19 protein-coding genes and 1 other RNA gene are annotated in these 22,704 nt (G+C 33.3%); 12 read left to right on the top strand and 8 right to left on the bottom strand.

The window, feature by feature from the left end; genetic code table 11:
* Positions 1-4 precede the first annotated feature (4 nt).
* The 4 genes from ACFSJT_RS00895 to pdxH all read left to right on the top strand — a co-directional run bounded on the left by ACFSJT_RS00895 (position 5) and on the right by pdxH (position 3,064).
* A complete protein-coding gene (locus tag ACFSJT_RS00895) occupies positions 5-934 on the top strand; it encodes an aspartate carbamoyltransferase catalytic subunit (RefSeq protein WP_378318296.1) in 930 nt (309 codons plus the stop codon).
* Between the two features lie 4 nt (positions 935-938).
* A complete protein-coding gene (locus tag ACFSJT_RS00890; RefSeq protein WP_378318295.1) occupies positions 939-1,274 on the top strand; it encodes a ribonuclease Z in 336 nt (111 codons plus the stop codon).
* Between the two features lie 202 nt (positions 1,275-1,476).
* Entirely contained in the window at positions 1,477-2,382 is a 906-nt protein-coding gene (locus tag ACFSJT_RS00885; RefSeq protein WP_378318294.1) for a ribonuclease Z, read from the top strand.
* Positions 2,383-2,419: 37 nt separating this feature from the next.
* A complete protein-coding gene (pdxH, locus tag ACFSJT_RS00880) occupies positions 2,420-3,064 on the top strand; it encodes a pyridoxamine 5'-phosphate oxidase (RefSeq protein WP_378318293.1) in 645 nt (214 codons plus the stop codon).
* Between the two features lie 16 nt (positions 3,065-3,080).
* On the opposite strand, the gene ACFSJT_RS00875 is transcribed toward pdxH, so the two are convergent.
* Positions 3,081-5,207: an OmpA family protein gene (locus ACFSJT_RS00875; protein ID WP_378318292.1), complete on the bottom strand. Its 2,127-nt coding sequence runs from the start codon at positions 5,205-5,207 to the stop codon at positions 3,081-3,083.
* 439 nt (positions 5,208-5,646) lie between these two features.
* Here ACFSJT_RS00875 and ACFSJT_RS00870 point away from each other — a divergent pair, with 439 nt between their 5' ends.
* The 4 genes from ACFSJT_RS00870 to ACFSJT_RS00855 all read left to right on the top strand — a co-directional run bounded on the left by ACFSJT_RS00870 (position 5,647) and on the right by ACFSJT_RS00855 (position 9,886).
* Positions 5,647-6,132: a SixA phosphatase family protein gene (locus tag ACFSJT_RS00870; RefSeq protein WP_378318291.1), complete on the top strand. Its 486-nt coding sequence runs from the start codon at positions 5,647-5,649 to the stop codon at positions 6,130-6,132.
* Positions 6,132-8,237, top strand: a complete 2,106-nt coding sequence (ppk1, locus tag ACFSJT_RS00865; protein WP_378318290.1) for a polyphosphate kinase 1 — start codon at positions 6,132-6,134, stop codon at positions 8,235-8,237. Before ACFSJT_RS00870 ends, ppk1 begins: the two co-directional genes overlap by 1 nt.
* A 5-nt stretch (positions 8,238-8,242) precedes the next feature.
* Positions 8,243-9,142 (top strand): Ppx/GppA phosphatase family protein, encoded by a 900-nt coding sequence (locus ACFSJT_RS00860; RefSeq protein ID WP_378318289.1) that lies wholly within the window; start codon positions 8,243-8,245, stop codon positions 9,140-9,142.
* A 183-nt stretch (positions 9,143-9,325) separates the two neighbouring features.
* Positions 9,326-9,886: a porin family protein gene (locus ACFSJT_RS00855; protein ID WP_378318288.1), complete on the top strand. Its 561-nt coding sequence runs from the start codon at positions 9,326-9,328 to the stop codon at positions 9,884-9,886.
* Between the two features lie 117 nt (positions 9,887-10,003).
* Here ACFSJT_RS00855 and ACFSJT_RS00850 read toward each other — a convergent pair whose 3' ends face one another.
* Both ACFSJT_RS00850 and ACFSJT_RS00845 read right to left on the bottom strand, forming a co-directional pair.
* Positions 10,004-10,585 carry a MiaE family protein gene (locus tag ACFSJT_RS00850; RefSeq protein WP_378318287.1) on the bottom strand — a complete coding sequence of 194 codons (582 nt, stop codon included), beginning with the start codon at positions 10,583-10,585 and terminating at the stop codon, positions 10,004-10,006.
* Positions 10,586-10,673: 88 nt separating this feature from the next.
* Positions 10,674-12,494 (bottom strand): DNA polymerase III subunit gamma/tau, encoded by a 1,821-nt coding sequence (locus ACFSJT_RS00845; protein WP_378318286.1) that lies wholly within the window; start codon positions 12,492-12,494, stop codon positions 10,674-10,676.
* 128 nt (positions 12,495-12,622) lie between these two features.
* On the opposite strand from ACFSJT_RS00845, the gene rnpB reads away from it, so the two are divergent.
* Positions 12,623-12,926, top strand: an RNA gene (gene rnpB / locus ACFSJT_RS00840) — RNase P RNA component class A.
* 65 nt (positions 12,927-12,991) lie between these two features.
* Positions 12,992-14,119, top strand: coding sequence for an N-acetyl-alpha-D-glucosaminyl L-malate synthase BshA (bshA, locus tag ACFSJT_RS00835; protein ID WP_378318285.1), 1,128 nt, complete (start codon positions 12,992-12,994; stop codon positions 14,117-14,119).
* A 29-nt stretch (positions 14,120-14,148) separates the two neighbouring features.
* Here bshA and ACFSJT_RS00830 read toward each other — a convergent pair whose 3' ends face one another.
* Both ACFSJT_RS00830 and ACFSJT_RS00825 read right to left on the bottom strand, forming a co-directional pair.
* Positions 14,149-14,649, bottom strand: coding sequence for an outer membrane beta-barrel protein (locus ACFSJT_RS00830; RefSeq protein WP_378318284.1), 501 nt, complete (start codon positions 14,647-14,649; stop codon positions 14,149-14,151).
* Between the two features lie 94 nt (positions 14,650-14,743).
* A complete protein-coding gene (locus ACFSJT_RS00825) occupies positions 14,744-15,556 on the bottom strand; it encodes a DUF1338 domain-containing protein (RefSeq protein ID WP_378318283.1) in 813 nt (270 codons plus the stop codon).
* Positions 15,557-15,664: 108 nt separating this feature from the next.
* Here ACFSJT_RS00825 and ACFSJT_RS00820 point away from each other — a divergent pair, with 108 nt between their 5' ends.
* A complete protein-coding gene (locus tag ACFSJT_RS00820; RefSeq protein ID WP_378318282.1) occupies positions 15,665-16,204 on the top strand; it encodes an Lrp/AsnC family transcriptional regulator in 540 nt (179 codons plus the stop codon).
* Positions 16,194-19,118: an FAD-binding and (Fe-S)-binding domain-containing protein gene (locus tag ACFSJT_RS00815; RefSeq protein WP_378318281.1), complete on the top strand. Its 2,925-nt coding sequence runs from the start codon at positions 16,194-16,196 to the stop codon at positions 19,116-19,118. The genes ACFSJT_RS00820 and ACFSJT_RS00815 overlap by 11 nt, the downstream gene beginning before the upstream one ends.
* 5 nt (positions 19,119-19,123) lie before the next feature.
* Here the strand turns inward: ACFSJT_RS00815 and ACFSJT_RS00810 are convergent, their stop codons facing one another.
* The 3 genes from ACFSJT_RS00810 to ACFSJT_RS00800 form a co-directional block, all read right to left on the bottom strand.
* On the bottom strand, positions 19,124-20,338 hold the full coding sequence (locus ACFSJT_RS00810; protein WP_378318280.1) for a hypothetical protein: 1,215 nt from the start codon (positions 20,336-20,338) through the stop codon (positions 19,124-19,126).
* A 220-nt stretch (positions 20,339-20,558) separates the two neighbouring features.
* Positions 20,559-21,395, bottom strand: coding sequence for a UDP-2,3-diacylglucosamine diphosphatase (locus ACFSJT_RS00805; protein WP_378318279.1), 837 nt, complete (start codon positions 21,393-21,395; stop codon positions 20,559-20,561).
* Positions 21,396-21,576: 181 nt separating this feature from the next.
* The gene (locus ACFSJT_RS00800; RefSeq protein ID WP_378318278.1) at positions 21,577-22,677 is read right to left on the bottom strand and encodes a DNA alkylation repair protein; all 1,101 of its coding nucleotides are present in this window, start codon (positions 22,675-22,677) and stop codon (positions 21,577-21,579) included.
* Between the last annotated feature and the right edge of the window lie 27 nt (positions 22,678-22,704).

Raw genomic sequence — 22,704 nt, 5'->3', positions numbered from 1 at the left:
AGAGATGAGCGAACTAAGTGTAAATCACTTACTGGGAATAAAATATCTAAATAAAAAAGATATTGATTTAATCTTTGAAACTGCAGATCATTTCAAAGAAGTAATTAATAGGCCCATAAAGAAAGTTCCTTCACTTAGAGATATAACCATCGCTAATCTCTTTTTCGAAAATAGCACACGAACCAGATTGTCTTTTGAGCTGGCTGAAAAAAGACTTTCAGCAGATGTTATTAATTTTTCGGCAGCATCGTCTTCAGTTAAAAAAGGAGAGACTCTTATAGATACAGTTAATAATATCCTATCCATGAAGGTAGATATGGTGGTTATGAGACATCCAAATCCCGGGGCAGGAGTTTTTCTTGCTAAGCACGTAGAAGCTAGTATAGTAAATGCAGGAGATGGAGCACATGAACATCCTACGCAGGCACTTTTGGATTCGTATTCAATACGAGAAAGACTAGGTGAGGTGGCTGGAAAGAAAGTAGTCATCGTTGGGGATATTTTGCATTCAAGAGTTGCGCTTTCAAACATATTCGCACTAAAGTTACAAGGAGCAGAAGTAAAAGTTTGCGGACCTAAAACTTTAATCCCAAAATATATTGAAAAGCTTGATGTTCAAGTAGAAACAGATTTGAGAAAAGCCCTCAATTGGTGCGATATCGCAAATATGTTACGTATTCAAAATGAAAGGATGGAAATAAGCTATTTTCCTTCGACAAGAGAATATACTCAACAATTTGGGGTAAATAAAAAAATATTGGATAGTCTGGATAAGGAAATTATAATTATGCACCCAGGACCCATCAATCGTGGAGTAGAAATTACGAGTGATGTTGCTGATTCTAATCATGCCATTATATTAGATCAGGTACAAAATGGAGTTGCAGTGAGAATGGCAGTTATATATCTTTTAGCTTCAAAAATTAAACGATAAGCTTATGATTTTTAATAAAGAAGGTTCTACGACTATAATTACACAAGAAAAAACAACAATTGTCAAATTTGTAAAAGGCATAGAAGACAAGTATGAAACACTTAAAAACGATAATATTATCATCAATCTCTTTTCGTTAAAGAAAATTTCTGCCGATGATATTAATGAGTTCTTAAGAATTTCTAATACTCATAAGGCATCCAGGCGCTCTTTTGTTATTGTAACAGATAAAGTGTCTTACGACGATGTTCCAGAGGAAATATCTATCGTTCCAACTTTACAAGAAGCCTACGACTTAGTAGAGATGGAAGAAATTGAAAGGGATCTGGATTTTGAATAAGAGGATTTCCTCCTGATCTCGTGTGTTATTTTCATTATCAAAATATGTGTTGTACTATAGTCCACTGATACGAAGAACTATCTATGCTTAATATAGGTAGCACTACATTTTGGTTCTTATGGCGGTTATTGTTTGTAATAGATTGATTTATAAATAAGATTAAGTTATATTCACATCCAGTAAACTAAGAGGAAGCATAATTTTGAAACTTACAATCCTAGGCTGTTATTCGGCAACCCCAAGAACATTTACGAATCCTACTTCTCAGGTTTTAGAAATTAACAACCATATTTTTCTTATAGATTGCGGAGAAGGAACACAAGTAGAACTAAGGCGTAATAGAATTAAGTTTTCTAGAATAAAACACATTTTTATTTCTCATTTGCATGGAGATCATTTTTTTGGCTTAGTGGGATTAATATCTACTTTTAGGTTGTTGACCAGAGATACGCCGCTTCATATTTATGGCCCTAAAGGGATAAAAGAAATAATTACGTTACAACTAAAACTTTCTAATTCCTGGACTGATTATCCTTTGCATTTTCATGAACTTATAAGTAAAGATTCTGTAGTTGTTTTTGAAGATGAAAAGATAAAAGTGAGTACAATACCATTACAACATCGAGTATATTGCAACGGATTTTTATTTCAAGAAAAACCAGGAGATAGAAAACTGTTAATGAGCAAAGTCCTTAATTATGATATTGATGTAGCGTATTATCGATCTATTAAAAAAGGAAATGATGTTATTTTGGATGATGGGACTGTGATTGCAAATGAAGAATTAACTGACGATCCAAAACCAGTAAAAAGCTATGCATTTTGTAGCGATACCAAGTATGACGAAAATAAAATTCCGCTAATTAAAGGTGTAACTGTGTTATATCATGAATCTACCTTTCTTGAAAGTCATCAGCACCTATGCGCAACTACAGGACATAGTTCTGCTAAAGATGCCGCCACTATAGCAAAGAAAGCAGAAGTTGGAACCCTTGTTTTGGGACATTATTCAACGCGCTACAATGACATAGAGCTATTTAAAGAAGAGGCGAAGACAATTTTTAAAAATGTTGAAATTGCTGATGACGGCAAAGTATTTGATTTTTAAACTATAAAATAGATAAATTTGAATAATAGTTATTGTCATGAATAGAGATCTTACCAATTATAGAAAATCTTACGAAAAAAGTATGTTACTTGAAGAGAACCTGCCTAATTCGCCTTGGTTGCTTTTTTCAGATTGGTTTAAAGAAGTAGAGGATTCTGGTGGTGTTGAAGAAACTAATGCCATGACAGTTACTACTATAGGTTTGGATGGTTTTCCCAAAAGTAGAGTGGTATTATTAAAGCATTATGATGAAAATGGTTTTGTTTTTTATACAAATCATAAATCAGAAAAGGGAAAAGCCATTGCTCATAACAACAAAGTATGTTTGTCTTTCTTTTGGCCAAACTTAGAACGACAAGTAATTATTAAGGGAGAAGTAGAAAAGATTGGTCAAGAAGCTAGTGCCGAATATTTTAAATCCAGACCTAGAGGAAGTCAGCTTGGTGCGTGGGCATCAAATCAAAGTAATGTGATCCAGTCTCGAGAAATCCTTGAGAAACAACTTAAATCGTTAGAAAATAAATATAGAAATAAAGAAATACCTAAACCTCCTTTTTGGGGTGGATATAGAGTAAAACCTATTTCAATAGAGTTTTGGCAAGGAAGAGCAAATCGCTTACATGATCGTATTCGGTTCTCATCTCGAAAAAATCAATGGCAAATAGATAGACTGTCTCCGTAATAGATATATGATTATATCACATGATCACAAAACTAGATCTTCTGTTTTTCTGATATTCATCTTCAGAACAATCCTCACCGTCTTTACAGTTGTTTACAGGTCTACTTTCACCAAAACCAACATAAGACAGAATTCTGTTTTTTGAGATATTTTTACTTAATAAATAGTTATATATTGACTCGGCTCTTTTTTGAGAAAGGTCTAGATTGTAATTCTCACCTCCACGACTATCAGAATGTGTTTCTATCTTGATCACCATCTCAGGATAATCATTATTCATTAGATGAACAACGCGATTTAATTCGGTTTCAGCTTTTTCAGTAATATCCCATTTATCAAAATCGAAGTAGATTTCATTTAGATTAATAAGATCATTTATCGTTTTTGTTAACTTTAAATCGGATTTTAATGAGGATTCCGGGACTTCATTATTTTTTACAATATCCCCGGGATTCATACCACCACTTTCAGTATTATTAGACCTTTTAGTCTTATCAAAATCTCCTGGACCGACCTGTACCAGATGACCATCTAATTTCTTTTTAGGAATCGCTACAAGGCTACTAGCGTTTGGACAATTAAGCTCACTAATATCGATTGCTAATTTAAATTGATAAAAATCAGGTAAATCACACTTATTGATGTGGTTGTATCCCTCAGAGTATTTTGTAGTCTCATTTAAAGTCCCATTAAATTCAGCAGTAACAGGTTGATCTACGACCATAATATCATCTATGGAATCTATGGATTCGCAACTTGTGTCTACAATAACATTATAGCTTACTTTAAATGGTTCACTATCAGTCTTTACCATTTTGTTAGGTACTGTAAGGCTTAACGTTCTAGAAGCTTTGTCAAACTTCGCTTTTATCTTTTTTGAAGGTAGAACCAATGATTTTTCTGAAAAAATAACATTTTTAGGAAGAATATCTTTAATTATTGTATTCTTTGCATCATCATTTCCGTCGTTATAGATAGTGAGATTATAAGTAATTTCTTGTTTTGGAGATAAAACATCCTCAGGATGAACATAGCTATTATCTGCATATTGTGATCTCTTAATTATATGAATGGCGGGTTCATATATTTCAACACTAAAGGCTACAGCCATTACAGAATATCCGTCATTATCTGTAGACAATCTAAACTTGGCTTCGGTTTGGTTGTTACCGATAATGCTATTTCTTATATTTTTGATATCAAACAAGTCAGCATCATAGCCTAAAGTATTTGAGCTTGCCGGAACTCTTGTTGTTACATTTCTACCATTTTCTGTAATATTTGCATTGAAGAAGTTGTTCATAGGATTTGTACCATCTGCAAGGCTTTTGTACTTGTTCGTTTCATTCGACATCACCTGAAAACGATCTCCCCTAATCCCTTTATCACCTTCAAAAGCAATAACTCCAATTTTTCCATGCACGGCCCCGCTAGGAATCGTCTGAAAATTATCAAAAGAAAAGGCTACAGGTTTAGCTTTTGAATCGATATTTACAAAACCATCATACACATAGAATCTTTTTCTGGGCTTTGTATCGTCTTCGTAGATTACGACCATTGTCCAACCTCCGGTAAGACCATTTCCTAGCGTTGGGTCATTATTGATTTCAGAAGTAGTAGCCGGAATATTTGCTAAAGTATATGTTCCTAATGGATTATCTAAGTTTAAAACTTCCTCAGTGATATCCTTAAAACAAGAATACTGTTTAAATAGGGCATCATCATCATTGTAGTAATCATGAATGATTTGTCCTCCTGTAATTTCAGAATAAGATTGGTGTCCAGGATATTTTATCTTAATAGTTGTAATATCATGTTGGCGATTTTCATCTGCATAAGCAGCTGTCCAATATAATCCTACGTGTTTAATTGCATTACATTCTGAATCAATAATAAGGTCTGCACTGCTGGAATTAAAGGTCGAAGGATCATTGTCGATATCAATAAATCCCATTTGGAACTGATTGTTCAGTCCTCCGTCGTTATAACTCTTGTTAGGATCAAAAGTTCCTGATCCATCATCGTTACTCACTTTTCCCAGAATTGTATTGGATACAAATTTGAAATCTCCTTTAAAAGTAAACTCTGTTCGTTTTTTTAAAGGCACTTCAACTTGACTATATGCTATTGTAGAACAAAGCATGCATATAATAAGTAGGTATAACATTTGAAACCGGATAAGATTTCTTTTTTTGATAATAACTTTTTCCACTTCTTGTTTTTTTAAGCCCTAAAATAATTATGATAGATTGTGATCATAATGCTGTTGGGAAACATCGTAATCTGAGGGAAAACTGTATGTAAATTTAGATTTTAACATTTGATTTTTTATGAAAAAATTTGGTTTTTCGATGTAAATACTATTTTTATCGATTAAAAACATTGACATATGGTGTTCATTTTCAAATATTTAGAGACGTTGCTTTGTGCATGAATTATCATTGTTTTACTGATTTTAAACAGTTAAAAGTTTTTATCTTTTTATAAATACTATTTTTATATTCTAAATATTTAGAATTGTAAAAGCTTATTCTTAAACTTGTATTATATAACTTCATTTTATAGATAATAGTATCAAATCCATGAAAACATTATATATGATTAGGCATGCAAAATCCTCATGGGAGTTTGATGTATCAGATGAAAAAAGACCACTTAATAATAGAGGGTTAAAAGACGCTGATTTGATTGGAAAAGAGCTTAAAACCCATGTAAAATCAATAGATAAGGTGTTGAGTAGTCCTGCAGAGAGAGCACATACAACTGCCAAGATTGTTCTAAGTCACCTGGATCTTCCTGAGAGTATATTTAGCTTAGAATCAAATCTTTATGATTTTGGAGGAAGTCAAGTTATCGAAGTAATAAAAAATTGCGATGATGAAATTAATAGTTTAATGATTTTTGGACACAATCATGCCTTCACATCAATTGCTAATATGTATGGAAGCGAAAGGATTGATAATGTGCCCACGGCAGGTGTGGTTGTTATTCAATTTGATGTAGAAGAATGGAAAAAGATAAAGGTAGGAAAAACCTTGTTAAAAATTTACCCTAAATCTTTGCGATAATGGTAGAAATTATTACGAATCAATATGTAAATAGAGAATTAAGCTGGCTGCAATTTAATGCGAGGGTACTTCAGGAGGCTGCAGATGACACTGTACCCTTATTGGAAAGATTAAGATTCATAGGCATATTTTCAAATAACCTGGATGAGTTTTTCAAAGTTAGATATGCTACAATAAAAAGGATAGATCTTGCTGGTAAAGATGGGAAGAATGTTTTAAAAGGAACAACAGCGAGTGATTTATTAGAAAAAATCACAAATATTGTAATTAAACAACAATCAGAAAGTCTTGAAACCATTGAAACTATAAGAAATGAACTTAAGAATCATAACATTTTTATAATTGATGAAAAAGAAGTAACACAAGATCAGGATGCTTTTATACGTAATTACTTCATAAGTAAAGTTAGTCCTGCACTGGTGACCTATATACTTAATGATCTTGACCAGTTTCCACACCTCAAAGACAGTGTAGCTTATTTGGCAGTAAAACTTGTTTTAAAAGAAAAAATTCCTAAAGAAGGCAGGATTTCTAAAATATTGCAACAGACGACCAAAGAACGAATATATGCTTTGATAGAAATACCAAAGGATACAGAACGGTTCGTTGTACTTCCAGAAAAAGATGGAAAACAATTTATTATTATTCTTGATGATTTAATTAGATATTGTATGCATGTTAACTTTAGTATTTTTGATTATAATAGGGCTTCGGCACACATGATTAAAATTACTAGGGATGCGCAGTTAGATTTTGATAATGATCTTAGTAAAAGTTTTATTCAAAAAATATCCAGTAGTGTAAAATCTCGTAGAGATGGTGAACCGGTTAGATTTGTATATGATAAAACTATCGAGAAAGACACTCTTGATTTTCTCATGGAGAAAATGGGAGTGGATAATACAGATAGTATAATTCCTGGTGGTAGATATCATAATCGCAGGGACTATATGAACTTTCCTGATTTAGGAAATAAGGACTTAGTATATCAACAAATCACACCATTAGCAATACCCGGGCTTGTTTTACAAGGAAGTCTTCTTGATAAAATTGCTAAAAAAGATTTTTTACAATATACGCCATACCATACCTTTTCTTATACAGTAAAATTTTTAAGGGAATCAGCAATCGATCCTAAAGTAAAGAGTATAAAAATCACAATTTACAGATTGGCCACTATTTCTCATATTGCCAGTTCACTTATCAATGCTGCCAAAAATGGCAAAAAAGTAACCGTTCAAATTGAGTTGCAGGCACGTTTTGATGAAGCAGCCAATATAACATACGCAGAACAAATGCAAAGAGAAGGTGTAAACCTTATTTTTGGAGTCCCAGGATTAAAAGTGCATTGTAAAGCTTGTATAATCGAACGAGAAGAAAAAGGAAAATTAAAAAGGTATGGATTTATAAGTACCGGAAATTTTAATGAGTCTACTGCAAAAATTTATACAGATTATACCTTGTTTACTACCAATGAGGCTATTTTGAAAGAGACAAATAAAGTCTTCAAATTTTTTGAAATAAACTATAAAATAAATAGGTACAAGCACTTATTGGTTTCTCCTCATTATACCAGATCTGCATTAGTGAAATTGATCGATAATGAGATAAACAATAGTAAAGAAGGTATTCCTGCCGCTATTAAACTAAAATTAAACAGTCTTAGTGATTACGACATGATTGATAAGTTGTATGAAGCTAGTCGAGCCGGAGTAAAAATAGATTTGATTATACGAGGTATTTGTTGCTTAATTCCTGGTGTTCCGGGAATGAGTGAGAATATACGCGCAATAAGCGTCGTAGATAAGTTCTTAGAACATCCCAGGTTGTTTATTTTTGAAAATGGAGGAGAGCCAAAAGTATATATTTCATCGGCAGATTGGATGACCCGTAACCTGGATAGGAGGGTCGAGATTTCTTGTCCGATTTATGACGAAGATATTAAATTAGAGTTAATGGAAACCTTTGACATCAGTTGGAATGATAATGTAAAAGCCCGAAGGTTTTCTAAAGATCAGGATAATGCGTACATTCGAAACGATAAGGAAAAGGTGAGATCACAAGTTGCTACTTATGATTATTATTTAAAAAAACTAGGAAATTAATTATTTTGTTGACTATAGAAAAATATGGAGCCATAGATATTGGTTCTAATGCTGTTAGATTATTGATAAGTAGCATTCACGAAGAGGAAGGACAAGCTACAAGATTTAAGAAAACTAGTCTCGTTCGTCTCCCAATTCGTCTAGGTGCCGACGTTTTTAAAACCAAACGTGTTTCAGAAGAAAATATCACGAGAATGATCGACACTATGCAAGCCTATCAGTTGCTTATGAAAACTCATAAAGTGGTAAGGTACAAAGCTTGTGCTACCTCGGCAATGCGAGAAGCAGAGAACGGAAAAGACGTAGTGGCGCTCATCAAAGAAAAAACAGGGATACAAATAGATATTATCGACGGAAAAAATGAAGCAGCGATTATAGCAATGACAGATCTTCATGAGCTCATCAACACCGATGCTACATATTTATATGTCGATGTAGGGGGTGGAAGTACCGAATTTACATTGTATCACAATGGAAAAACGATCGTTTCAAAATCATTTAAGTTAGGAACGGTAAGACTTTTAGATAATCTAGTGGCAGATGATATTTGGAATACTGTTGAAAAATGGATAGTACAAAATACTCGATATTATTCGAGAGTTTCCCTTATAGGATCTGGAGGTAATATTAATAATATATTCAAGAATAGTGGAAAAACACCTGGGAAACCTCTATCTTTTCTATATTTAAGTTCTTATTATAAATTATTGAATTCACTTACATACGAAGAAAGGATTTGGCAGCTTAACCTAAATCAGGATAGGGCAGATGTTATTGTTCCTGCAGCGCGTATATATCTTTCTGCCATGAAATGGAGCGGAGCCAAAGATATTTATGTTCCAAAAATAGGGCTGTCTGATGGAATTATCAAATCATTATATAATGAGAAGCTTAAAGAACATTAATCAAGTATCATCTGTTTAAGTTTTTTGGGTTGTCATATTTCTACAAGCTTAACACAGGTATGGAATCGCCCAATCATCATTTAAATGGGTATTACCTTTTTGTTATGGCTTATTTTATAAAATCAGTATATTTACGCCACACCCTTAAATCATTGTGCTAGATATTAACCAAAATAACATACTATGAAAAAAAAATTACTTCCTACTTCTTTACTTCTAGTTTTTACATTCTTTTTTACACAGGCTCAAGAAGCTTCTTATGGAGTAAGACTTGGTGCCAATCTTAGTACCATTAGTTCAGACGATATTCCCGAGAATCTAGAAGATAGTAGATTTGGTATTGTTGTTGGATTTTTAGCAGAGTTTCCTATTACTGAAAAAATAAGTATGCAGCCAGAATTTCAATATTCTGCACAGGGGAATGATGACGAGTCGTTGAGAGTGGATTATCTTCAGTTGCCTGTACTATTAAAATACAATTTTACCGACAAGTTTAATATTCACTTAGGACCTCAAGTTGGACTAAAGATCTGGGAATGGGAGCAAAATGGAATCATTGAAGCCGATTTTAACACATTTGATTTTTCGGTTGTGGCAGGATTAGGAGTAAGTCTTACCGAGAATTTTTTTGCAGACCTACGCTATGGTTTTGGTTTATCTAATATTGTTGATGATAAAGATATCCCCGAGGGATTTGAAGGAAATAATAGAAATATTCAACTTTCTTTTGGCTATAAACTTTGATGAATTGTATCACGATCACGAAGTTCCAGTTTTAATGTAATCTGTTTAGAAGTTACTTAAAGTTGAATGATAGCTAATACTTCTCTCGTCAAGAAGTCTTTTTAGACAGATTTTTCTTTATCCATGTATGGTTTCCTGTTTGCTTAAATCTTCCATGATTTGTGCTTCATAAGTGAGTAATTCTTGCCATTTTTTGTCAACTTCTTCTCGCTCGCCATATTGTCTTGCAAAATTTAAGAACATCGTATAATGATTCGCTTCACTAACCATCAAATCCCTGTAAAACTTAGCTAATACTTGATCTTCTAGTTCTTCAGAAAGTAATTTAAAACGCTCACAACTTCTGGCTTCAATCAATGCGGCATATAACAAGCGATGAACCAGCTGAGTAGTTCTGCTACCTCCTTTAGGAAAAAAAGTAACTAACTGAATAACATAATCATCTTTTCGATCCCTACCTAAAATCCAACCTCTTTCAATAATTTTGTCGTGAACCATTTTGAAGTGACTGATCTCTTCTTTTACCAATTTTGTCATTTCCTGTACAATTTCTGTGTACTCTGGGAAACTAACTATTAACGATATTGCTGTAGAAGCAGCTTTTTGTTCGCAATATGCGTGATCAGTAAGAATTTCTTCAATATTTTTTTCAACGATATTTACCCATCTGGGGTCCGTAGGAAGTTTTAAACCAAGCATCTGTTATTGTATTAGAGATCTTTTTACAAAGATATTATAATATTGTATTACTGGTTATGTTTGTTAGAATCAATCTTGGCAGCTTTTACTATATGTCTAAGTCAAACGATGATCTTAATTTATCAATGAGTGGGTTTTTTTCTCTTAATTTTTCATACTTATCCTGAGGAGTAAACGCATATTTTTTCGAAGCTTCTTCGTTTACGGTAATAACGAGTTCAACACTATAATTATTTAATTTTTTATATAAGAATTGAAAAAAACCAGGAAGAGCATTCTCAAGATCAACTTTCATAGATTGATTTGGTAGTTCTAAATGAATCTTATCATCTTTAAGTACCGGAATATTCATAGCAAACATAGACCCTATAATTCGTTCCCCTTTTTTATCCTGTATTTTACCATATTCAACCCATGCGGCTTGCATTTGAGATTCGGTAAAATCTTCCATAGGGAGATTCTTAGGGTCTACAATACTATCTACTTTTTTCTCTTCGTGTTCTTTTTTCTTTTTAATACTACTCAAAGAGAGCCCAGAAGTTTTTCGCTCTCTGGCAATCAGCACTGATTTTTTTTCTATAACGGCAGGTGCTTCAATTATGGCAGTATTTTCAGAAATAATAGGTGCTTCAACAATTTCTTGTTTTTCTTCTTGAACTTTTTCAGGAGGAGTTATGTCAGATTCTTTGTGTATTTCCCTATTTTGTTCTACTGCAACCGTTTTTTCTTCTTTAGATTTATGAATTGCTTTCTCTTTAGTTTCCCGAGAGATTTTAAAAGCTTTAATACCCTTTTCCTTAAAATATGAAGGAGAAATTATGAAGGGTTGATCATTTTTTTTTTCTCCGTCCGGTTTAAGAAGGACAGAGGCAAGTTGCATTAAACATAATTCAACCAACAGTCTTTGATTGCGACTGGTTTTATACTTTAGGTCACAATCATTTGCAAGATCAATTCCCTTAATTAGAAAATCACTGGAAGCTTTTTGTGATTGCTCCAGATATTTTGCTTTAGTCTGTTCGCCTACTTCTAAAAGATTAATCGTTGCCTGATTTTTACAAACTAATAAGTCCCTAAAATGCGAGGCTAATCCGGCGATAAAATGATGTCCATCAAATCCTTGGGCAAGAATTTCATTAAATTCTATAAGTAATTGCGGGATATTATTTTGGAGAATTAGATCTGTCGTTATAAAATAGGTTTCATAATCAAGAACATTAAGATTCTCGGTTACGGCCTGACGCGTAAGGTTTTTACCACTAAAACTTACGACTCGGTCAAAAATTGACAATGCGTCTCGCATCGCACCGTCTGCTTTTTGCGCTATGATCTGCAATGCATCTTCCTCTGCAATGATACCTTCTTGCTTAGCTACCTGCATCAAGTGGTTTTTAGCATCTGTAACAGTGATTCTTTTAAAATCAAAAATCTGACAACGAGATAATATAGTAGGGATAATTTTATGCTTCTCGGTAGTGGCTAATATAAAGATAGCATGCTTTGGTGGCTCTTCTAATGTTTTTAAAAATGCATTGAATGCTGCTTGAGACAACATATGTACTTCATCGATAATATATACTTTATATTTCCCTACTTGTGGAGGAATACGTACCTGATCGATAAGGTTTCTAATATCATCAACAGAGTTATTGGAAGCAGCATCGAGTTCAAAAATATTGAAAGCAAAATCTTCATCAGGATGTTCATTTCCATCCTGGTTAATAGTTTTTGCCAAAATTCGCGCACAAGAAGTCTTTCCTACACCACGAGGCCCGGTGAATAATAGTGCCTGTGCCAAATGATTATTTTCTATAGCATTAAGCAATGTATTCGTTATAGCCTGTTGTCCTACAACTTCTTTGAAAGTTTGGGGTCTATATTTACGTGCTGATACTATGAAATGTTCCATTACTACAAAGTTAAAAATTGCATCCAAATTGAGAATTCTGTGGGATGGTTTTTATGCTGTAGTTATTAACAATATCAAATATTTGTCGTATCGAGTAATTTGGTACATTTATTGTTCTATTTTTGTGCCAAGCAGATCACCTTATCGCGGCTTTTAGTCGAGGAAAGTCCGGACACCGAAGCACAGTATAGCGGGTAACGCCCGTCCGTCGCAAGACGAGGACAAGTGCAACAGAAAGAATGTACAGGTAATGCTGTAGTGAAACCAGGTAAACTCTATACGGTGCAACGCCATGTAAACCAGCTTTTGAGGGTTGTGCGCCCAACGTTGGAGGGTAGGCGGTTAGAGTCAATAAGTAATTATTGGCCTAGATAAATGATAAGGATCTTGATTTTTCAGGAAACAGAATCCGGCTTATGATCTGCTTTTTTTAAAATTATTTTAACAAATATTGCTATTAATTTTCTTGTACCTTGTGAACCAAGAAAATTAATTGGATGAAAATTGCTATCGTTTGTTATCCTACCTTTGGGGGTAGTGGGGTTGTGGCTACAGAGCTTGGAATTGCTCTTGCCAAATTAGATCATGAAGTACACTTTATTACTTATAAACAGCCTGTGCGGTTGGATCTATTAAATCCCAATATTCACTTTCATGAAGTTAATGTTCCTACGTATCCACTTTTTCATTACCAGCCTTACGAATTAGCATTATCAAGTAAATTGGTAGATACTATAAAAAAGTACCAGATAGACGTACTTCATGTGCATTACGCCATTCCCCATGCTTATGCAGGGTATATGGCAAAAAAGATGTTAGAAGAAGAAGGTATTTATGTTCCCATGGTAACTACGTTACATGGTACAGATATTACACTAGTAGGAAATCATCCTTATTATAAACCCGCAGTTACTTTTAGCATTAACAATAGCGATATTGTCACTTCGGTATCCCAAAGTTTGAAAGAAGATACGTTGCGTTTATTTGATATTCGGAAAGACATACAGGTCGTTCCTAATTTTATCGATGTAAGTCACCAGAAAACTAGTTTCACAGATTGTCAGAGAGAGCTAATGGCTACTCCAGAAGAACGTATCGTAACTCATATTAGCAATTTTAGGGCAGTAAAGCGAATACATGATATTATTGATATATTTTACAATATCCAGAAAGAGATACCTGCTAAACTATTAATGGTGGGAGAAGGGCCCGAACGTAAACCTGCAGAGAAGAAGTGTAAAGAGTTGGGAATAAAAGACAAAGTGATTTTCTTTGGAAATAGTAACGAAATAGACAAGATTCTTTGTTTCTCAGATCTGTTTTTGCTCCCTTCAGAAAGAGAAAGTTTTGGTTTGGCGGCATTAGAAGCTATGGTAAACAAAGTACCTGTGATATCGAGTGATGCCGGTGGTATACCAGAAGTAAATAATCATGGTGTTTCTGGATATTTAAGTAAAGTTGGAGATGTAAAAGATATGTCTGAAAATGCTATTAAGATATTAGAAGATGACAACATTCTTGAGATATTCAAACAAAATGCATACAAAGAAGCCAAAAAATTTGATGTAAATGAAATCGTTCCTAAATACATTGCATTATACGAAGGTGCATTAGCAATGTCTTAGGAACGATTTATATAAGTACTGTCTTTTGTTTAGAATTTGTACCGAACAGATAAACCCCAATCGATTTCAAGATCATCTGTATCATCAGTTATTCCAAATTCAGGTCTTATATCAAAGGACAATTGTAGAGGAATCGCAAAATTATATTCAATTCCCACATTTCCTGCAATAAATACGTCAAATTCACTATCTACTGCGTCAGAATCAAAAGTAAGGTATCTTAATGAAGCACCTGGGCCTACATACCAATAAAGACCTTTGTTAATACCAAACATCCAATGATATAATCCTGTAAGCTTATACAAATCGAAATCTAAACCTCCTGCATCTTCGTTACGCCACCCAAAATCAATTTCAACTCTATTATCACTACTTACCAGACGCTGATAAGTTGCTTCTAGACCAAGTCCTGTATCATCTTCATCTCCTAATCGAAGACCTATTGCATTTTTGGATAAGCTTTCCTGAGCTTGTAGAACTCCCGAAAATGCCATGGAAAAAATCATAATTACTAAAATTTGCTTAATCATAATAATAAATTTAGGTTTGTTGTTTAACGAAGCTAATATAACGTCACTATGATATTATTGTTGTGAAAAGTACTTAAAATTTTGTTAATTTCGATCAATTGCGTCTTCTATTTACATTTGTACTTTCGAAAATCTTATCGGCAGAATTAGCAATAAAACCTGCAAAAAGATTACCTTCTGCTGTTGGATATCGCAGTGCGAATTCATAATAGCATGATGTTACTTTTTTGACCTTTTCTTTAAATTCTACCTCGATTTCATCTGCTAATATGCTAGACTGTTCTAAGAACAAAGAGGGATTACCTTTGATCTTGCCACCAGAAGAATTTAATTTAAATCCATTGGTTTGTAGAAATTCATTAACCTGAGCTAAAGATTCAAATGACTTTAGTTTATTCACATCTACAGTAAAATGATTCGAACAAAAACCATTAACATACATCCATGCCGCATATTCAGATTCTTCCAGAAGTTCTTGGTAGATCTTTAATGACGGCTTTGGCCAAACTCGTCCTTTTAAGATCAAATCTTTTGCATTAAATGTATTGGGTTGAACTTGATTTAATATAACATCAATAGTCTTTTGTAGTTTCATCGAAAATTCTTCCAGCAATAACTCGCTTATAAAAATTTTTGGTGCATTAGCTTCTGTTTTATGTTCAAAGTGTTTTGCAAACAATTTCTTTTTCTCAAAATGATATTTCCCCTTGGCTTCATATCCCATTGCTTTAAAAGGTTTCGCCAAAACATCAATATTGATTCTAGTATCATTAAAAGTACGTATAGCAATGTGATCATTGAATACGGTATCCCCTTTTTCTTCAAATAAAGATTTTACTTTTGCTGCTGAGGGTGTTTTTGCTGTGTATTGTTCCCAAAGCTGTTTAAAAAAATAAGTAGAATCCATTTTAATTATGTTTTAATTTTGATGTAAAATTACTAGTTTTGACCGTTATTGCTGCACATTAATACTTATTTAGTTTTATTAAAGGCAATTTTATGTCAAATTAATCTTATGGCATATTGCAATAGAAAATTTGATCTTGGATCTTTAAAGTTTATAATAATTATGCATCATTTTGATTATATAGATCAACAAATACTTCTACAGATACGAGAAGATGCCAGAAAACCGTTCTCTCAGATAGCTGATGACCTAAAAATTTCTAATTCTTTAGTGCATCAAAGAATTCGAAAATTGAAACAACATGGAGTAATACAACAGGCCGAGTTTGTGGTGAATGAAAAAAAGATAGGCTTCAGAACAAAATCTTATGTTGGTATTCGATTACGTGAAGCGAGATATGCAGAAAAAGTAGTAGAAGGATTAAGAAATATACCCGAAATTTTAGAATGTAATTATGTATCGGGTAATTATGCCATTTTCATTCTTATTTTTGCATATGATAATCAACATTTGCGAAAGATTCTATACGAACAGGTACATCATATTGATGGTGTAGCAGGAACCGATAGCTTTATATGTTTTGATACTAATTTTAAACGAACAGTTTCATTGGACTCTTTGGTAAAGAAAGATAAATATGATCAATAAAGAAACATGGTTATCCTTGAAGAGTCAACTTGAAGGTGAAATAAAATCTGATCAACTTAGCAAGGTCTTATATGCTACTGATGCTTCCGTATATCGAAGAATCCCATTAGCAGTTGCATTTCCTAAATCGGTTAATGATATAAAAAAGATCGTAAACTTTGCCTTACAATACAAAGTAGGTCTTATTCCCAGAACAGCCGGTACATCTCTAGCAGGACAATGTGTAGGGGATGGTATAGTGGTCGATGTTTCTAAGCATTTCACCAAAATAATATCTGTAGATCCAGAAAGAAAGACAGTTATTGTACAGCCTGGAGTGATTCGGGATGATCTTAATCGTTTCTTAGAACCTTATGGTTTATTTTTTGGACCTAATACCTCTACCTCAAATCGATGTATGATTGGAGGCATGGTGGGCAATAATAGTAGTGGTACAACTTCGATTCAGTATGGAGTGACTAGAGATAAAGTGTTAGAGCTGCATACTATTTTATCTGATGGGAGCGAGGTCGTTTTTTCTGAAATTTCTTTATCTATACTTGAAGAAAAGAAGAGATTAAATACGCTGGAAGGTAAAATCTACCAGCAAATCTATGAAGAACTTTCTTCAGACTCAGTACAACAGCAGATTAAAGATAATTTTCCGAAACCCGAAATACATCGTCGAAACACTGGATATGCCATTGATGAATTGATAGATTCTGAAGTTTTTTCAAAAGATAGTGTACCTTTTAATATGTGTAAACTGCTTACAGGAAGTGAAGGCACCTTAGCCTTTACTACCCAAATTAAGTTACAACTGGATGAACTTCCTCCTAAGGAATCACTCATGATTGCGGCACATTTCAGTAGCATTGATGATTGCATGAAAGCAGTAGCACCAGTGATGAAACATTCATTGTTTACCTGCGAGATGATGGATAAGACTATTTTAGATTGTACTAAAAATAATATCGAACAGTTAAAGAATCGATTTTTTATTGTAGACGACCCAGAAGCAATCTTAATGTTAGAGTTAAGAAGTGAAAATGTTGGTGATTTGGAAAAGCAAAAAAAGAGTCTATTAGAAACGCTGAACAATTCAACAGCAAGTTATTCTCATCCCATTTTAATTGGCAATGAAATCAATCAAGCATTAGAACTTCGCAAGGCCGGATTAGGCCTGTTGGGAAACATTGTTGGTGATAAAAAAGCGGTTGCCTGCATTGAAGATACGGCTGTTGCAATTCCAGATTTGGCAGAATATATCTCAGAGTTTACAAAAGTAATGAATTCTTATAATCAAAAAGCGGTATATTATGCTCATGCCGGTGCTGGAGAGTTGCATTTAAGACCTATTCTGGACCTAAAGAAAAGTGGAGATGTTATTCTATTTAAAAAAATAACCGACGATGTGGCTTCTTTAGTAAAAAAATATCAGGGATCTATGAGCGGTGAGCATGGCGACGGAATTGTACGAGCAAGCTATATTCCTTTTATGATAGGAGAAGAGAACTATGAAATTGTAAAACATATAAAGAAAACCTTTGATCCTTATAATATCTTCAATCCCGGAAAGATTGTGGATGCATACCCAATGGATCAAAAATTACGATATGAAATTGATCGAGATGAACCAGAAATAAATACTTTACTCGATTTTTCAGATTCCCTGGGAATTTTAAGAGCCACTGAGAAATGTAACGGAAGTGGAGATTGCCGTAAATCTGCAGCCGCAGGTGGTACTATGTGTCCTAGTTATAGAGTAACAAAAAATGAGAAGGACACCACCAGAGGTAGAGCTAATGCATTAAGAGAGTTTTTAACCAATAGCGATAAGTCGAACAAATTCAATAATAAAGAGCTTAAAGAAGTTTTTGACTTATGTCTGAGTTGTAAAGGATGCGCTAGTGAATGTCCCTCGAATGTAGATGTCGCCACATTAAAAGCAGAATTTGAGTATCAATATCAGCAAGAAAACGGGATTTCATTAAGAACAAAGCTTTTTGCGTATAATAATAAGTTGAATGAACTAGGCAGAAAGGCAACGGGATTAACTAATTTCTTTTTTAGAAATAAACTTACTTCAGGTATTATTAAATCTGTATTTGGTATTGCAAAAAAACGAGATTTGCCACAATTAAGTAAACAATCATTACGAAATTGGTGCAAAGATAATCTTAACAATATTCAGCCTGCAACCCCTGTTAAAAGTATCTTTTTCTTTGTAGACGAATTTACTAATCATCTAGATACTGGGATAGGTATTGATGCTATAGAACTATTAACCAGTTTAAATTATGAAGTAAAGGTTGTACATCACAAGGAAAGTGGACGTAGTTTTATTTCAAAAGGGTTATTGAAACCGGCAAAAGAATTGGCTAACTATAATATAGATGTCTTTAGCAATTTGATTTCCACTAAATGCCCATTAGTTGGTTTAGAGCCTTCAGCTATTTTAACTTTTAGAGATGAATATCTGCGATTGTCAAAGGATAAAAAAAGAGCAAAATCCTTGTCTGAAAATACTTTTTTAATCGATGAATTTTTAGCTTCTGAAATAGAAAAGGGAACTATAACTTCAAGCCAATTCACCTTAGAATCTAAAACTATAAAATTACATGGACATTGCCATCAAAAGGCTTTATCTAACATACATGATACTTTTTCAATACTGAATTTACCAGTGAATTTTAAGGTTACCATTATTCCATCGGGTTGCTGTGGTATGGCAGGGTCTTTTGGGTATGAAAAAGAACACTATAATATAAGCATGAAAGTAGGAGAACAAACTTTGTTTCCTGCGGTTAGAAAAGCATCTGAAGATACCATAATTTCAGCTGTGGGTACCAGTTGCAGGCATCAAATAAAAGATGGGACAGACCGCACGGCGTTCCATCCCATTACTTTGCTAAGAAAGTCTCTTGTTATATGATCTTGTTACCAGCTTGTTTGAGTAAAGCAAGTTCCTGATAATAAGAAAGATAGATCGCTTCTGTAGGTTGCAATTAAAGTTCCACTACTTCTTGGAGAGATATCTTTTATCCAGCTATATTTTTCTACATTACCTGGACTGATGACCTCATTGTGTACTCCGCTAACTGTGATCTCAGCATGTCGCTTATCCCAATTCTCCCAGCATCCTATAAAACATACAATTTTATAATTTCTATGCGTCGCTTCTAATCGAGTATTTATATAGTTGTATCCTCTTAAAATATTTCTATAATATCCTCCTGTACAACTTTCATAGCAATCTTCAATATCTATAGGTGTCGGACCATCAAATTCACCATTACCCTCTTCCTCTAAACCTGGACAGATAGTTTCGCATACTCGGGGAACCCAAACTCGATCATAAATTGGTACAACCGTATTAATTACTTTGGTATTACCTGTTAATTTTTTCTTAGAATCAAACTGAGTGGAACATCTATCTGCATATTCTTGTGTTTGTGATGATTTAGTAGAAACTTCACTTTTTGCAGCAAAATTAAAGACATGTATCTCTTCTTTTTCTTCTTCTTTGTTAGATTTTTTTGCTAAAGCTTGCTCTTGAAAATTAGGAATAACCGTAAGGCTTTCTTCTGTATATTGAAGCTTTGAGCCCCCAACATATACATACCCCTCTTTTGTTGTTAATCGGGAAATAATAGGATCATACGTTTTCATGCCTATTACGCGGCTGTTTTCAAAATGTATATAGTTTTGATACTTTTCCTCAATATCACTTCTACTTTTTTGAAAAAGAGGAATATTATTAGCAAATTTTTCTTTGAAATCAGAAATTTCCTGATCTGTCTCCACATTCATCATAGAGCTAATAAGTTCGCTAAAGTCCTCCATCATTTTTTCTTCTTCAGATAAAGCTGTCATATACAAACTGTGCAAGGATTCAAATCCTAATTCTTCATTCCATTCTAAAGCCTCATCATCGGTTACATTTTTAATCCATAAGATGGTTTTTTGGAAGTCTTCCATAGTATCGAAATTCAGAACACCATCTTTAGAAACATATATTCCTGACTTAGCCCCTTCAACTTCTATTTCTTCTATTCCATTAACTAATTCTTCTTCAAAATCTGATTCGTTTTGACAGGCATAGAATAAGCCCATTACGGCCATGATCACTACGAATTTAAGTATGTTTTTCATTGTGCTTAAATAATAAAAAGGTTAAAAGTTATTTTTTGAATTATGACTATAAGGAAACTGTATCTCTATACTTATGTCATTAATTCGGTAACAGTTTCACTATATAGTTATTACCATAAAGATTTCTTACCCAGCTAAAAGAGCTTTTTTTGAAACTTTTAATTCTTTATTGTTTTGGTGATGATATTCGGGGAATTATCTACTGCTAAAAAGCCAGAATTTATTTAAGAAATGAAGTAATATCTGTAATTATGTTTTCAGGAATACTTAATAAATTTTCAAGTTCTTCAACAGGCTCAACAAATACTTCTAATTGTTCTTGTTGATAATATACTAGCTTCCATTCTTGGTTATGGTATTCTAGCGAAGTTAGATTTTCTATCCAATCCCCAGAATTTAGATAGAAGCAAGAGCCATTTTTAGTTGTATGTTCTCTCATCTGTGGTTGATGGATATGTCCACAGACCACATATTGATAGTTGTTTTCTATAGCTAGCTCTGCCGCAATTTCTTCAAAATCATTAACATATTTAACTGCTTTCTTAACGCTGTTCTTGATTTTCTTAGATAAGGAGAACTTTTCTTTACCCATACTTGCCAAAAACCAATTAATGCCTTGATTTAAAAGGATAAGCATATCATACCCCCAACCTCCTAATTTTGCCAACCATTTTGCACTTTGAATAGAGACATCAAAAACATCTCCATGAAAGAACCAAGCTTTCTTACCATCTAATTCTAATACAAGTTTATTTACCAATTTAAAATCACCAATCTGGGTATCACTAAATTTACGAAGCATCTCATCATGATTACCGGTAATATAAATTACTTCGGTACCTTTTGAAGCGAATGAAATGATCTTTTTGATGACTTTAAGATGGGATTTTGGAAAATATCGCTTTCTAAATTGCCAGATGTCTATAATATCCCCGTTAAGAATAAGTGTTTTTGGTTTAATGCTGTTTAAGTAATGAAGAAGCTCTTTTGCCTGGCAACCGTAAGTTCCAAGGTGGATGTCTGAAATAACAACAAGGTCTACAATACGTTTTTTCATAGAATAAACTTATTCCTACAAAGAAACTATTCCTTGTTTAAGAAGCAATTAAGGAATTATAACATCATTGTTATCAGTAATTAAAGATTAAACTGAAGTATTACCTAAACATTAAGAATATACTACTTTCAAGAACTTGTGAACAATCAAGAAGTTTGAATTGATATCATAATTATTGCATTTATAAGAGTTCAAAATCAAGTTTTTCAAACTCATTGCCATTAATGATCAATGATATTTGATGCGTTCCTGAATACAATTTACGGGTAGTAATTATTTTAAAAGGTTGTTTTCTTTTGATTGTCGTGATAGAATTTGCTAAATATTCTTTTTCACTAATTTTAAAGACTTTTCTAGAAAGGATTCCGTTGGCTTTTTTATAATAAATACCACATTCTAACCTGATTTTTGATGTGGTTTTTGATTTGTTTTTGAGTACGAAAGAAAATTCAAGTGAATTACCCACCTTTATTTTTGGAGTTAAAACTTGAAAGTCTGAGATTTTTATCTCTTTTATCGTTCTAAAACCAAATAATTTCATAATCTCACGATTTCCTTCTTTTAATAGCGTTCTGCAAGCGTGTTTTATAAGTTTATCAGTTTCTTTAGATTTTCCTTTCCATTTTATTGCTAAACTAATCACTATTTCGGGATTGTCTTTTGAAATGTCATTCAGATTATTTGCAACACTGCGACGAACCATTTCTGAAGGGTCGTTTTTTAAGTTTTTTAAAATAGGAATAATAGGAGAGGGGTCTTTTTGAAAGCTTGGTAACCTCATTGTCCAAGGTAGCCGGGGTCGGGATCCTTCTGAAGCCAGACGTCTTACCATAGGATGCGCATGTTGAGACCACTCTAAAAGCTGGGATCGCATTTGTTCTGGATACTTGAATATGAAGGGTCGTACAGCAAATTCACAACTAGTAAATTTGGTAATTTCTTCCATTGCACTAATTGAAGTTTGGTAGTTATCCAAACCATACTTTTCAATATAATCGGCCAGAAACATGTACTCAAAAGACATACTTTCTTCTTTGGTTTTCAGTACTTCTGTCATTTGGACGATGATCTTAGTGGCTATAACAAAATTATTAGGTAAATGTTTAAAAAGGACAGAAGAGATATGATACATCCGTTGTTTTAGTTCTTTTTCTTTCCAATGATCCTTATATATATCAGAAAGAAACTTAGTGCTATTTATCTTAGGATATACTTCTTTTACAGTATTTAAAAATTTCTCAAAGAATAACTCATTGTATACATTTTTGAGCGGTTCTGCCATCGTTGTTTTTCTATTGATTTGATAATT

Source organism: Aquimarina celericrescens, from assembly GCF_042682765.1.
Lineage (GTDB): Bacteria > Bacteroidota > Bacteroidia > Flavobacteriales > Flavobacteriaceae > Aquimarina > Aquimarina celericrescens.
The sequence above is the reverse complement of the archived record's forward strand: the minus strand, read 5'-3'. Positions and strand labels throughout refer to the sequence as shown.